This window comes from Collinsella sp. wc0583 (assembly GCF_046116915.1).
GTDB lineage: Bacteria > Actinomycetota > Coriobacteriia > Coriobacteriales > Coriobacteriaceae > Collinsella.
This window is the reverse complement of sequence record NZ_JBJXBN010000001.1, coordinates 165,273-179,406: the sequence shown is the minus strand read 5'-3', so window position 1 is coordinate 179,406 and position 14,134 is coordinate 165,273. Positions and strand designations below refer to the sequence as shown.

The 14,134-nt window shown below is 61.7% G+C and carries 9 protein-coding genes; 4 read left to right on the top strand and 5 right to left on the bottom strand.

The genetic code is table 11. The features are described 5' to 3' along the window. Window positions 1–13 precede the first annotated feature (13 nt). Complete coding sequence (gene thrS / locus ACKUUJ_RS00780; protein WP_409064328.1) at window positions 14–1,777, bottom strand: threonine--tRNA ligase; 1,764 nt, start codon at window positions 1,775–1,777, stop codon at window positions 14–16. Between the two features lie 238 nt (window positions 1,778–2,015). After that, window positions 2,016–2,447 carry a double zinc ribbon domain-containing protein gene (locus tag ACKUUJ_RS00775; protein WP_006234085.1) on the bottom strand — a complete coding sequence of 144 codons (432 nt, stop codon included), beginning with the start codon at window positions 2,445–2,447 and terminating at the stop codon, window positions 2,016–2,018. A gap of 813 nt (window positions 2,448–3,260) precedes the next feature. Here ACKUUJ_RS00775 and ACKUUJ_RS00770 point away from each other — a divergent pair. The 4 genes from ACKUUJ_RS00770 (at window position 3,261) to ACKUUJ_RS00755 (ending at window position 7,743) form a co-directional block, all read left to right on the top strand. Next, on the top strand, window positions 3,261–4,715 hold the full coding sequence (locus ACKUUJ_RS00770) for an NAD(P)/FAD-dependent oxidoreductase (RefSeq protein WP_409064327.1): 1,455 nt from the start codon (window positions 3,261–3,263) through the stop codon (window positions 4,713–4,715). A 1-nt stretch (window position 4,716) separates the two neighbouring features. Further along, window positions 4,717–6,075, top strand: coding sequence for an NAD(P)/FAD-dependent oxidoreductase (locus ACKUUJ_RS00765; protein ID WP_409064326.1), 1,359 nt, complete (start codon window positions 4,717–4,719; stop codon window positions 6,073–6,075). Window positions 6,076–6,079: 4 nt separating this feature from the next. Next, window positions 6,080–6,478, top strand: a complete 399-nt coding sequence (locus ACKUUJ_RS00760) for a DUF1667 domain-containing protein (protein ID WP_409064325.1) — start codon at window positions 6,080–6,082, stop codon at window positions 6,476–6,478. Window positions 6,479–6,654: 176 nt separating this feature from the next. Further along, window positions 6,655–7,743: a M24 family metallopeptidase gene (locus ACKUUJ_RS00755; protein ID WP_409064324.1), complete on the top strand. Its 1,089-nt coding sequence runs from the start codon at window positions 6,655–6,657 to the stop codon at window positions 7,741–7,743. 325 nt (window positions 7,744–8,068) lie between these two features. On the opposite strand, the gene ACKUUJ_RS00750 is transcribed toward ACKUUJ_RS00755, so the two are convergent. From ACKUUJ_RS00750 to clpX, 3 genes are all read right to left on the bottom strand, one after another. Continuing rightward, a complete protein-coding gene (locus ACKUUJ_RS00750) occupies window positions 8,069–9,412 on the bottom strand; it encodes a bifunctional folylpolyglutamate synthase/dihydrofolate synthase (RefSeq protein ID WP_409064323.1) in 1,344 nt (447 codons plus the stop codon). Window positions 9,413–9,691: 279 nt separating this feature from the next. Then, window positions 9,692–12,388, bottom strand: coding sequence for a valine--tRNA ligase (locus tag ACKUUJ_RS00745; RefSeq protein ID WP_409064322.1), 2,697 nt, complete (start codon window positions 12,386–12,388; stop codon window positions 9,692–9,694). Between the two features lie 336 nt (window positions 12,389–12,724). After that, window positions 12,725–14,134: an ATP-dependent Clp protease ATP-binding subunit ClpX gene (gene clpX, locus ACKUUJ_RS00740; RefSeq protein WP_409064321.1), complete on the bottom strand. Its 1,410-nt coding sequence runs from the start codon at window positions 14,132–14,134 to the stop codon at window positions 12,725–12,727.

Genomic DNA, 14,134 nt, shown 5'->3' with positions numbered 1-14,134 from the left:
TGTATTGTTTGTGCTAGGCGCGAGTCATGATCTCCTCGAGCACCTTGGCCACAAACTCGTCAACGCTCATCTGAACGGTCTCGTTGGAACGATCGCGGACGGAGATGTTGCCGGCCTCGACCTCCTTCTCGCCCAGGATGAGCATGTAGGGCACGCGGTCGATGCTGCGGGCCTCGCGGATCTTATAACCGATCTTCTCGTCGCGGTCGTCGCAGACCACGCGAATGCCGGCCTCCTCAAGCTTGGCGCACACCTCGTGGGCGTAGTCGCGGCTCTTCTCAGAGACGGGAAGTGCCTTGACCTGCACGGGGGCCAACCAGGTGGGGAACTTGCCCGCAAAGTGCTCAATCAGAATACCGATAAAGCGCTCGATAGAGCCAAAGCACACGCGATGCAGCATGATGGGGCGCTTTTTGGTGCCGTCGGCGTCCACGTACTCCAGGTCAAAGTTGAGCGGCATCTGGAAGTCGAGCTGGACGGTGCCGCACTGCCAGGTACGGCCGAGCGAATCCTCCAGGTGGAAGTCGATCTTGGGGCCGTAGAAGGCGCCGTCGCCCTCGTTGACCTCGTAGTCCATGTGCAGCTGCTCCAGAGCGGTGCGCAGGCCCTCCTCGGCGCGAGCCCAGTCCTCGTCCGAACCCATGGAGTCCTCGGGGCGGGTGGAAAGCTCAACGTGGTACTTAAAGCCAAACTTTTGGTACACGGAGTCGATGAGGTTAACCACGCCCACGATCTCGTCAGTCAGCTGGTCGGGACGCACAAACAGGTGGGCGTCGTCCTGGTTAAAGCAGCGCACGCGGAACAGGCCGTGAAGGGCGCCGCGCAGCTCGTGGCGGTGCACCAGGCCAATCTCGCCGGCGCGAATGGGCAGCTCGCGGTAAGAATGCGGCTTGGAGGCGTACACCAGCACGCCGCCCGGGCAGTTCATGGGCTTAATGCAGTACTCTTCGTCGTCGATGACGGTGGAGTACATGTTGTCCTTGTAGTGGTCCCAGTGGCCCGAGGTCTTCCACAGCTGCTTGTTCATGATGAGCGGCGTGGAGATCTCCACGTAGCCGGCCTTGTGGTGGATCTCGCGCCAGTAGTCCAGCAGCGTGTTCTTAAGGATCATGCCGTTGGGCAGGAAGAACGGGAAGCCGGGGGCCTCGTCGCGCATCATAAAGAGGTCCATTTCGCGGCCGATCTTGCGATGGTCGCGCTTCTTGGCCTCCTCCAGCATGTGCATATGCTCGTCGAGCTCTTCCTTGGTGGCAAAGGCGACGCCGTTGATGCGGGTGAGCATCTTGTTGTCCTTGTCGCCCTTCCAGTAGGCGCCCGAGACGCCGGTGAGCTTAAAGGCCTTCAGAGCCTTGGTGTAGCAGATGTGGGGACCGACGCACATGTCGATGTAGTCGCCCTGCTGGTAGAAGGTGATGCGGGCGTCGTCGTCCAGGTCGCCGATGTGCTCGACCTTGTACTTCTCGCCGCGCTCCTCCATAAGGGCGATGGCCTCGGCACGGGGCTTCTCGTACACGGTGAACTTGAGGTTCTCCTTGACGATCTTCTTCATCTCGGCCTCGATCGCGGGGAAGTCGTCCTCGCTGATCTTGACGCCCTCGGGCAGGTCGACGTCGTAGTAAAAGCCGTTGTCGGTCGCGGGGCCGTAGGCAAAGTCGGCCTCGGGATAGAGGCGCTTGATGGCCTGCGCCATGATGTGCGCGGCGGAGTGGCGGATGACGTGCGTGACCTCGTCCTGCGGGAGCTCGGCCACCGAACCGTCATTGTAGAGTGCCTTCATGGGTATGTTTTCTCCTCTCGGATGCCTGATGCAAGTGCGTGCGATGCGCTCGGCGTTTTTGACTTGCATCATTATAGGCAGGTTGCCTTGGTATACAAGCGCCCGCCGCACCTTAATGGCACGGCGGGCGATTTTCTACGCATGCTTCATCGTGTGGGGGCGGGGCTGCGGGGCGCGTGTGCGGCTTGAGCGTGGCGCGCGGTGCCCGTGGCTTGCGGCCAGCCCGGCGATGGATGCGTTACTGAATGCGAGTTCGGCAGTAAGGGCAGACCTTCCAGTGCGCGTCGAGCGGGCGATGGCAGCTGGGGCACACGTTGCGAACCTGGGTGTCGCACACCGGGCAGACCACAAAGTCCTTCTCGATGGGGGCGCCGCACTGCGGGCAGGTACCGTACTGGGCAAGCTGGCGCTCGCGCAGGGCCATATCCAGCTCCTGCTCCTCGCGGTCGGCCGCGTAGGAATGCGGGCGCAGGACCAGGTAGGCGATGAGGCCCACAAACGGGATAAGGGCGATGATGCCCCATGCCACGTAGGCGCTGGCGCCGCGGCGGCGAGCGTCGATGAACACATAGACGACCGACAGCACGTACAGGGCGATGATAAAGCCCACGAAGGCATAGATGACGCCCATAAGCTGCGGCGACATGAGCTCGGAGATGTACTTGGACATTGAGGTGTACCTTTCGGAATATTTACAGTCCGGTCAAGTTTACCACGGGGTTTGTTTATATGGGACTACGGTTGCAAGCGGGGCTGGTGCGGACACAAACATCTCAATCTGTAACAGATGAAGGGCGGATTCTGGGTCTAGGTGTTACAGATCGAGACACAAGGGTCCCTCCCCGACTTCGATCTCGATCTGTAACATCTTGACTCCAAAATCAGTCCTTACTGTTACAGATCAAGATGAACGGTAAGCCCTCCGTTAAATATCTCAATCTGTAACAACTAGGGGCCAGAAACCCTTCTATCTGTTACAGATCAAGACAAAGGAAAACGTCCAATCTCAATATCTCAATCTGCAACAATAATTCGGCAAAAACAGGTCTAACTGTTACGGATTTAGACATTCGAAACCGTCTGATAGGTTCATCTAAATCTGTAACACCTAAACCCCAAAACGGTCCCGAGATGTTACAGATCGAGACAGAAGAATCTCTCCCTGACTTTAAATCTCAATCTGTAACACGTAGGACCGATTTTCTCTTCTAACTGTTACAGATCGAGACAAACGGAGGACCCGCCTGGCAAACGTCTCGATCTGTAACATCTGGAACCCAACTCTTCTGCTTACTGTTACAGAACGAGACAAACTTCTGACACCAGGGGGGGCAGACGAGGTCACCGATGGTCCTGAGTCTCCCCTCGCCTGCCGTTGGCGGATGCAGTTGGGGCTGTTCGCCGCATTGCCGCTGCGCTAGGGGTGTGCAGACCGTAGGATAGTCCTATTGACAGCCTGTCAACTTGTCTGGGAGGCACTGTGATGGAAACGTTTGATATCGCAATTGTGGGCGCGGGCATCACGGGATGCGCCATCGCGCGTCAGCTCGCGCGGTTTGACCTGTCCATATGCGTGATCGAAGCGGCCAACGACATCGCCCTGGGCGCGTCGAAGGCCAACGGCGGCCTGGTTCACGCCGGCTACGATCCGGCGCCGGGCACGGTAAAGGCGCAGGTCAACGCCCGTGGTTGCGAGCTATATGGCACGTGGGCCCAGGAGCTGGGATTTTTGTTCCGGCGCACCGGTTCGATGGTGCTGGGCTTCAACGACGAAGACCGGGCGCACCTGGAGAAGCTGCGCAGCAATGGGCTGGCAAACGGCGTGCCCGAGCTGTCGATTATCGGCCCCGAGCGCATCCACGAGCTGGAGCCGCGCGCGAGTGCCCAGACCTCGTGCGCGCTGTGGTGCCCCTCGACCGGTTACGTTGACCCATTTGAAGTGGCCATCGCCGCGCTGGAGAACGCCGTTGCCAACGGCGTGACGTTTATGCGCTCCGCACCGGTGGAGGCGATTGAAGTTGCCGGCTCGGATGACGGAGCCGCGCGCTTTACGCTGGCGACGCCCGCCAGAGACGTGCGCTGCCGTTACCTGATTAACGCCGCGGGCAATGGTGCCGCGGACATCTCGCATATGGCGGGCGCCGAGGAGTTCCAGATGGTCTGGCGCCAGGGCAACATCGTGGTGCTGGACAAGGAGCCACGCGCGCTCATGCCGCTCTACCCTGTTCCTACGCCGGTGTCCAAGGGAGTTATCGTCACGGGCACTGTACATGGCAACACCGTGATTACCGCGACCGCTGCCGTGCGCGAGCCCGGCGACACGCAGACCTATGCGAGCGATATCAACGCGCTGCTGAGCGGCGCGCGCAAGCTGGTGCCCGATCTGGATACACGTCGCGTGGTGCGCGCGTTTGCCGGCGGGCGCCCTGTCATTCAGGGTACGAACGACTTTTTTATTGGGCAGTCGGCCGTGGTGCCGGGACTGTTCCAGGCGGCAGGCATTCAGTCGCCGGGCGTGGCGAGCGCGCCGGCCATTGCCGAGCGCATGGAGCAGGTGCTGCGCGATGCCGGCGTCGACCTGCGCGAACGGGACGATTGGGACCCGATTCGCCACGCGCCGGACGATTTTGACCGTGCACCGCTTGCGCGCAAGGAAGAGCTCATTGAGTCCGACCCAGCATGGGGGCAGATCGTCTGCCGCTGCGAGACGGTGCCCGAGGCCGAGATCGTGGCCGCGATCCGACGCCGCCCGGGCGCGGTTTCGGTCGAGGGCGTCAAGCGCCGCTGCCGTGCCGGCATGGGTCGGTGCCAGAGTGGTTTTTGCCAGAGCCGCGTGGTGGCGATCCTGGCACGCGAGCTGGGCTGCGAGCCCAGCGAAGTGCTACTGGAGGACACTGGCTCGTGGCTCGTTGAGGGACCTTTGAAGGGGGTGCGCTAGGATGGCAAGCTTTGAAGTGAATGTCACAATCGCGGCGGACGGCGCCGACGAGGCAGTGCCAACGCAGGCGTTCGACGTGGTCGTTATCGGCGGCGGACCCGCTGGCATGGCTGCCGCGCTTGCCGCGCATAAGGCCGGCGCGCGCGTGGCCATCGTGGAGCGCGAGCAACATCTAGGAGGAATCCTCCGCCAGTGCATCCACCCCGGATTTGGCCTGTCGCACTTTAAGCAGGAACTCACCGGTCCCGAGTACGCGCAGCGCTTTATCGACCAGGTGCGCGCGACCGACATTGCGCTGTTCCTGGGCAGCATGGTGCTTGGGATCGATTCGAGCGAGTCCACGGAAGACGCCGCACTCCACACCGTCACGCTCATGAGCCGTGCCGGCATGTTGCAGCTCACCGGACGCGCGGTCGTCCTTGCTATGGGATGCCGCGAGCGCACGCGCAGCGAGATCAAGATCCCCGGCAGCCGCCCCGCCGGCGTGTTTACGGCTGGCCTGGCGCAGCGATACATCAATATCGAAAATCTCAAGCCCGGCTCGCGTGCCGTCATTTTGGGCTCGGGCGACATCGGGCTGATCATGGCGCGCCGCTGTACGCTCGAGGGAATTTCGGTCGAGGGCGTGTACGAACTCATGCCGTACGCCAACGGTCTGCGCCGCAACGTCAAGAACTGCCTGGACGACTTTGGCATTCCGCTTCACCTGTCCACTACCGTCACACGCGTAATCGGACACGATCGCGTGGAGGCCGTCGAGGTGAGTCGGGTCGACGAGCGCCTGGCACCCATTCCGGGGACCGAGCGCATTGTTCCGTGCGACACGCTACTGCTTTCAGTGGGCCTGATTCCCGAGAACGAGCTTTCGGTGGGCGCGGGCGTTGAACTTGACCCGCACACGCGCGGCGCCGTGGTGGACCAGAGCCTGCAAACGAGCGTGCCGGGCATCTTTGCCTGCGGCAACGTACTGCACGTGCACGACCTGGCCGACAACGTGACGACCGAGTCCGAGCGCGCCGGTGCAGCTGCGGCGGCGTACGCGCTGGGTGGCAGTGCGGATCTCAAGACGAGCCCGGGTTGCCAGCTCACGGTCTCCCCCGCTGGCATTGCAGGCTACGCGCTGCCGGGACGCATTACGGCCGTGGCACTCACCAAACTCAACTTCCGCGTGCGCCGACCGGTCGACGCCGCCCGCGTGCGCATTCTGGCAGGCGACGATGAACTATTCACAGGCAAGGTCCGCCCGTTTAAACCGAGCGTAATGGAAAGCTTCCCTCTGCCGGCAAAGATGATTCAGCGCGCACTAGACCTGGGTGTTAGCGAGATTGTCCTGTCCGTCGATCCCATTGAGGAGGCGTAGGGTCATGAGCATAAACGCGATAGAAACGCAGCAGTTCAACTGCACCACCTGCCCATCCGAGTGCCTCCTGACCGTAGAGGTCGAGCGCAACGCAGACGGCGCCGTGGTAGAGGTGCGCTCCGTGACCGGCAACAGCTGCCCGCGCGGTGATACGTTCGCGCATCAGGAGCTCACCTGCCCCATGCGCGTACTCACTACCACCGTTGCCGTATCCAGCGGCGACGAGGCACTGTTGCCCGTGCGCACGGTCGAAGCAATCCCGCTGGCACTCCACGCCCAAGCCATGAACCTCATCCGCGGCCTGGTCGTCAAAGCCCCAGTCCGCATGGGCGACGTCGTTCTAGAAGACCTCCTCAACACGGGCATAGACCTCATCGCCAGCATGGACATCGACCCTGCCTAGGTAGCTCATTTGGGACGGGGCTCTTTTAGCCACCCCGCCATCCACCCCACCCTCCACAATTGCGGTGAAATAGTTCCTGATTTCCGCCAAAACCCCGGCATCCAGGAACTATTCCACCGCAACTTATGTGGGGGCGTATGGGATACCATGGTGGCAACCTAGCGAAAGGATGTTTCATGGCACATGTCGATGACCAGCGCGTGGCGCACGTGCTCGATGCGCTCGAGGCTCAGCACCCCGGCGCGCAGTTGCTTGTAAACGACCCGTGGTCGATTTATTACCTGACCGGCTTTTATGCCGATATGTTCGAGCGTTTTTGCGGCGTGCTGCTCGCGCGCGGTTGCGAGCCCGTTATCTTGGTCAACGCCCTGCATCAGCTGCCCGAGTATGACAATGCCCGCGTCGCCTATCACACCGATACCGACGTCGTGGCCGACGCCATCGCTCGCGAGGTCGATCCATCCAAGCCCCTCGGCATCGACACCGTCATGCGTTCCGGCTTTTTGATGCCCCTTATGGAGCGCCACGCCGCCAGCGAGTTCTTCCTGGGCGACTTTGCCGTCACCGCTGCGCGCACCCACAAGGATGCCGCCGAGCAGGAGCTCATGCGCGTGTCCTCGGGCGCCAACGACGCCGTGATGTCCGACGCCATCAAGCTCGTCCGCGAGGGCGTAACGGAGCGCGAAATTGCCGACCAGATGCTCGGCTTATATCGCAAGCACGGCTGCGAGGGCTTTAGCTTTCCGCCCATCGTGAGCTTTGGCGCCAACGCCGGAGACCCGCATCACGAGCCCGACGACACCGTGCTCAAACGCGGCGACGTGGTGCTGTTCGACATTGGCGGACGCCGCTGCAACTACTGCTCGGACATGACGCGCACGTTCTTTTGGGGCGAGCCGGACGAAGAGACGGCGCGCATCTACGACATCGTGCGCCGTGCCAACGAGGCCGCCGAGGCTCTCATCGCACCGGGCGTGCGCATGTGCGACCTGGACCGCGCCGCACGCGACGTGATTGAGGAGGCGGGCTATGGGCAGTACTTTACGCATCGCCTGGGACACTCGATCGGTCTGCAGGACCACGAGCCGGGCGACGTCTCGCTCGCCAACGAGCAAGTCGTAGAGCCCGGCATGACGTTCTCCATTGAGCCGGGCATCTACCTCCCCGGCCGCACCGGCGTCCGTATCGAAGACCTGGCCCTGGTCACCGAGTCCGGCGTCGAGATCCTCAACGCCTACCCCCACGACCCAGTCCGCCTAGACTAGCCTGGTCCCCAAGCCCCCAAACTAAGTTGCGGTGGAATAGTTCCCAGATTAACCCACAGAGGCATAATCCAGGAACTATTTCACCGCAACTGCTAAAGGGCCAAGTCGACCAATTTGACAGTCTAGAGATGCGCCACGAAAAAGGGCTATCTACTACGTTTAACCCGCATGGGTCAACCATGCGGGTCTTTTTTGAAAATTGGCAAGCCATCTACCTGCGGTTTTGATTTCGCAATTCTCGGCGTGGTCGAGGGCAACCGGTCAAACGTAGTAAATAGGCCCATTTCGTGGCGAGCAGGGCAACCAGCTGCCCTACAGAAAGGCTCTAGCGCAGCAGGCCGGCCACTTCGCCGGCTAGGGTGATGGTGCCGGCTGCTACGAAGGGCTCGCCCGCGGCATCGAGGGCCGCGAGGGCTTCGGATACGCTGGGATACACACCCGCGAGCTTATCGGCGTCCACCAGGGCAGCGAGCTCATCTGCCGGCAGGGCGCGATCGGAATCGGTCTGGGTCACGACCACGCGCGGGAAGGCCGGAATCAGCACATCGACGATGCCCGCCACGTCCTTGTCGGCCAGCGCAGCACACAGCAGCGTGGGGCGATTCTCTACGCACGTATCGATCTCGTCCAGTGCGCTCACAAAGTTCTCGCAGCTCTGGGGGTTATGGCAAGCGTCGATCAGTTTGAGCGGATCGGTTCCCAGCACGTCAAAACGACCCGGCGTGGGGCAGCCCATAAGCGAAGCGTCGAGCGCATCGTGGTCGAGCTCGCGACCCAGATAGCCCTCGCACAGCATAATCGCGCACGCAGCATTCTGCGGCTGATACGCCGGCTTGACCATCCTCGACGTATAGATCGCGCGCGGTGTGGTGCAGCTAAACTCCACCGTGTCGCCCACATGCGCCGGCACCTTAGTCGTGACATGATTCACCACGAGCGGCACAACACCGCACTCGCGGCAACGGGCATCCATCACACGCTGAACGCTCGCCTCATGCGTGCCCTCGCCCAAAACAACCAAACGCCCAGGCTTAATAACCGCAGCCTTCTCCCCCGCAATAGCCTCAAGCGTGTCGCCAAGGACCTTCGTATGGTCGAGTCCAATGCCCGTAATGGCGACGGCCACGGGATCGGTCGCACTCGTAGCATCCCATCGTCCGCCCATGCCAACCTCAAGCACGGCCACGTCCACGCAAGCCTCGGCAAACATAGTCAAACCAGCCACGGACAAAAGATCGAAGGGCGTAATAGAACGGAGCTCCTCGCCCGCCGCCTCACGACGTGCGTTGAGACGACGACCCGCCTCATACGCCGCAGAGACACCATGGGCAAAGACCTCGTCTGAGACGACCTTTCCGTCAATCTCCATACGCTCGGGATAGCGCACCAGATGAGGCGACGTAAAGAGTGCCGTCTTAAGGCCCTCACCACGAAGAATGGCAGCCGAGAATCGCGTCGTCGAGGTCTTTCCATTGGTACCCGCTATCTGGACGCAATCGTAGAACTCGTCAGGACGACCAAGCTCATCGAGCATCTCGACGACGGTCTCGAGCAGCGGCGTGGAATAACGCGCAATCTTGCCCGTATCGGCCGCAAGTGCAACAGCCTCATCAAAAGAAAGCTCCGGAACCTCAAACGGCACCGAATACAACCCAGAACGCTTTGCCATAGCCAAAGTCTCCTCAACATAAAAAGAGGCCCGTAAGCAACAACGAGCCCCTCCCATTCAAAATATCAGCCAAACAACGCTTTACAGCAGAATCAAGGCCACAACCCAGTGGCCCTAACGCGCCAGATGCAAACAACCACGTAAACGAACTAGGAGCGGCCCGACGCTTTGCTCGATACAAGTTCCGCACGCAAAGGACAGCACTTAATGTGCTGTCCGTCTTGCGCAGGACTGTCCGCAGTAGCGAGCAAAGCCCCAAACCGCGCCCCTCAGTACCGCCTACGAGAAGTCAGCAACCTGAGCAGTCAGTGCCGTCACGATCTCCTTGAGCTCAGCTGCACGGTCCCTCTTCTTCTGGACCACCGCGGGCGCGGCCTTGGCCACAAAGCCCTCGTTGGCAAGGGTCTTCTCGCAGCCGGCGAGCTCCTTCTGGGCCGCGGCAATTTCCTTCTCCAGGCGCGCCTTCTCGGCCGAAAGGTCAACCTTGCCCTCGAGCACCACAAAGACCTCGACGCCGCTATCGACCACGGCAATACTCGCGGCAGGCTTCTCAACATCGGTGCCCATGACCAGCGAGGCGGTATTCGCCAGCGGCTCGATGGTCGAGCGCAGGCTCTCGAGCTTCTCAATGTCCTCGGCACCGGCGCGCACGACCACGTCGAGCTCGGCCTTGGGGCTCAAGCGGTAACGCGAACGCGTGGCGCGGGCGGCAGACACGACGGCGCGGCACAGCTCAAACGCACGCTCGGCGTCCTCGTCAACATACTTGGCGTAGTCGGCGGGCTCGGGCCACTTGGCAATCATAAGTGCCTCGGCGCGGTCCACGTTGCCCTCGGCGTCCAGGTCGAGCACGCTCGCCGGCATGTTGTCCCAGATCTCCTCGGTGACAAACGGCATGAGCGGGTGCATCAGGCGAATGGAGGTGTCGAGCACAAAGATCAGGTTGCGCTGCGCCTGCAGACGGCCCTCGCCCTTCAGGTGGGCTTTGGTGACCTCGACGTACCAGTCGCAGACCTCGTTCCAGAAGAACTGCTGCACGCCGCGGGCCATGTCGCCAAAGGTGTAATTCTCAATGCCCTCGGTGACCATCTTCACGGCCTTGGCCAGGCGGCTAAACATCCAGGCGTCGGCCGGCGTCTCAACGACAGGCTCGCCGGGCGTGTAGCCCTCCATGTTCATGAGCAGGAAGCGGCTAGCGTTCCAGATCTTGGTCACAAACGACTTGGCCTGGTCGGTGCGCGGGCTGTCGATAAGCTTCTTGGTCTTCTTGTCGATGTTCGCGTCGAACTTGACGTCCTGGTTGTTAGTGCACAGCGTGAGCAGGTTGAAGCGCATGGCGTCGGCGCCGTACATACCGATGAGGTCCATGGGGTCAACGCCGTTGCCCTTGGACTTGGACATGCGGCTGCCGTCCTTGGCCAGAATCGTCGGGTAGATGACGACGTCCTTAAACGGCACCTCGTCCAGGAAGTACAGCGAGCTCATGACCATGCGGGCGACCCACAGCGCGATGATGTCGCGCGCAGTGACGAGCGCCGTCGTGGGGTGATGACCCTCGAGCAGCTCGGGCTTTTGCGGCCAACCCTGCGTGGCGAAGGTCCACAGCTGCGAGCTGAACCAGGTGTCCAGCACGTTCTCGTCCTGATGCACGTGATGGCCGCCGCACTTGGGGCACACGTCGGTGTCCTCGGTAAGGGCGTCCTCCCAGCCGCAGTCCTCGCAGTAGAACACGGGGATGCGGTGGCCCCACCACAGCTGGCGCGAGATGCACCAGTCCTTAAGGTTCTCCATCCAGGTGGTGTAGGTCTGCGTCCAGCGCGCGGGGTGGAAGGTGACCTTGCCGGAGTTGACGGCGTCGAGCGCCGGCCCCTTGAGCTTGTCGACGGCGACGAACCACTGCTCGGACAGCCACGGCTCCAGCGCGGAGTCGCAACGGTAGCAGTGCATGACGGAGTGATCGAGGTCCTCGACGTGATCGAGCAGGTCGTGCTCCTCGAACCACTTAATGACGGCCTCGCGGCACTCGTCGCGGTTCATGCCGGTGAACTCACCGTAGCCCTCAACGACCACCGCGTGCTCGTCGAAGATGTTGATCTGCGGCAGGTCGTGGGCCTGGCCCATGGCGTAATCGTTGGGGTCGTGGGCCGGGGTGACCTTGACAAAGCCGGAGCCAAAGTTGGCGTCGACGTGCCAATCCTCAAAGATAGGGATCTCGCGGTCCACGATGGGGAGCTTGACGGTCTTACCCACAAAGGCGGCCTTCTCGGGGTCCTTCGGGGAGACGGCGACGCCCGTGTCGCCGAGCATGGTCTCGGGGCGCGTGGTGGCGACGACGATGTAGTCCTGGCCGTTGACCGGCTCGGTCAGCGGGTAGCGCAGGTGCCACAGGTGGCCCTTCTCGTCCTTGTACTCGGCCTCGTCGTCCGAGATGGCGGTAGTGCAGTTGGGGCACCAGTTGACGATTCGCTTGCCGCGATAGATCAGACCGTCATGGTACCAGTCGCAGAACACCTTGCGCACGGCCTGGGCGTAGTCCTCGTCCATGGTGAAGCGCTCGTTGTCAAAGTCGACGGAGCAGCCCATACGCTTGATCTGCTCGACGATGATGCCGCCGTACTCGTGGGTCCAATCCCAGCAGGCGTCGACAAACTTATCGCGGCCGATCTCCAGACGGCTGATGCCCTCGCTCTTGAGCTTCTTGTCGACCTTGGTCTGCGTGGCAATACCGGCGTGATCGGTGCCGAGCACCCAGCGCGTGGACTTGCCGCGCATGCGGGCCATGCGGATGATGGCGTCCTGGATGGAGTCGTCGGTGGCGTGACCCATGTGGAGCTTGCCGGTCACGTTGGGAGGCGGAATGGTGACGGTGCAGTCGCCCACGCCCTCACGGCGCTTGTAGTAGCCGCCGTCGAGCCACTTCTGCAGGATCGCCGGCTCGTTGGTCGACGGATCGTAGTTCTTGGGCATTTCTTCCATATATCTCTCCCTGTCCCGCCGGGGAGGAATGTAGGCCCGATTTTCGCTCGGTCAGGTCCTGGGCTCGCTCGAAGACCACATTACGTGGTCTTCGGCTCGTGCGGAATCTACGAAAATCGGGCCTACATTCCTCCCCTTAGGTGTCGATTACTTCAGTCTGAAGGTACTAACTTGACAATCTCACAGAATAGCACAGGCATACCTGCCGAAAAGGGACAGGTTTATTTTGGCAGGTTTTATCAGGGGAAACGACATTTGCCCATATAAAAACGACCAAGATAAACCTGTCCCTAAAAGGCAGGCCCCGCGGTAGTTGCCGCGGGGCCTGCATTCAAGCTATTTCCCGTAGATGCGTTGGGGCTGTTCTTCGCCCTTTACGGAGGCTTCGGTCACGATGACCTTGGTGACGCCCTCCTCGCTGGGCAGGTCGAACATCGTCTGCTGCAGCACGTCCTCGCAGATGGAGCGCAGGCCGCGGGCGCCGGTCTTGCGGGCAAGTGCCATGCGGGCGATCTCGTGCAGGGCGGCATCCTCAAACTCAAGCTCAACGTCCTCGAGCTGGAACATCTTGCGGTACTGACGCACCACAGCGTTCTTGGGCTCGGTCAGGATCGACACCAGGTCGTCCTCGTCGAGCGCCTGCGTCTGGGTGACGACGGGCGTACGTCCCACAAACTCGGGGATCATGCCAAAGGCGTTGAGGTCCTGCGGGAGCACCTGGCGCAGCAGATCGTTCTCGTCGACCGAGGTGGGGCCGGCGATCTCGGAGTTAAAGCCCACGCCCTTGTTGCCCACGCGATCGGCGATGATCTTGTCCAGACCCACAAAGGCACCGCCGCAGATAAACAGAATGTTGGTCGTGTCGATCTGCAGCAGCTCCTGTTGGGGATGCTTGCGGCCGCCGGTGGGTGGAACGCTTGCCACCGTGCCCTCAAGGATCTTAAGCAGCGCCTGCTGAACTCCCTCGCCCGAAACGTCGCGGGTGATGGAGAGGTTCTCGGCCTTGCGGGCGATTTTGTCGATCTCGTCCACGTAGATGATGCCCACCTGTGCGCGCTCAATATCGCCGTCGGCGGCATTGATGAGCTTAAGCAGGATGTTCTCCACGTCCTCGCCGACGTAACCGGCCTCGGTGAGCGCGGTGGCGTCGGCGATGGCAAACGGCACCTCGAGGATGCGCGCGAGCGTCTGGGCGAGCAGGGTCTTACCGGTGCCGGTGGGACCGAGCAGCAAAATGTTGGACTTGGCGAGCTCCACCTCGTCCATATCATCGTCAAGCTGCGAGTCCAAGCCATCGTCAAAGGCCGAAAGCGCAGCACCGCCCTCGATCACGCGGCGGTAATGGTTGTACACGGCAACCGACATGGCGCGCTTGGCGTCCTCCTGGCCCATGACATAGGCCGAAAGCTCGTCATAGATCTCGTGCGGCGTCGGCACGTGCGTGATGACCTGACGGTCGTCCTCGAGCTCAAAACCCTCGGTCTCGGGGTCCACGGCGGGCTGGGATGCAGCCTGACCGTGGTCGTTGAGGAAGCCCGGTAGCTTGCCGTTGCGTGCGGCGTCCATAAAGTCCGAAGCCAGCGACTCCTCCAGGATCTCGGAGCAGGCGGCAACGCACTCGTCGCAGATAAAGATATTGGTCGGGCCCTTCACCAGGCGGCGAACCTGACCCTGCTCTTTTCCGCAGAAGGAGCAGCGGATGGGGTTGCCGTTCTCGTCGAAGCCGTCCTGCATGTTACCGGCCAT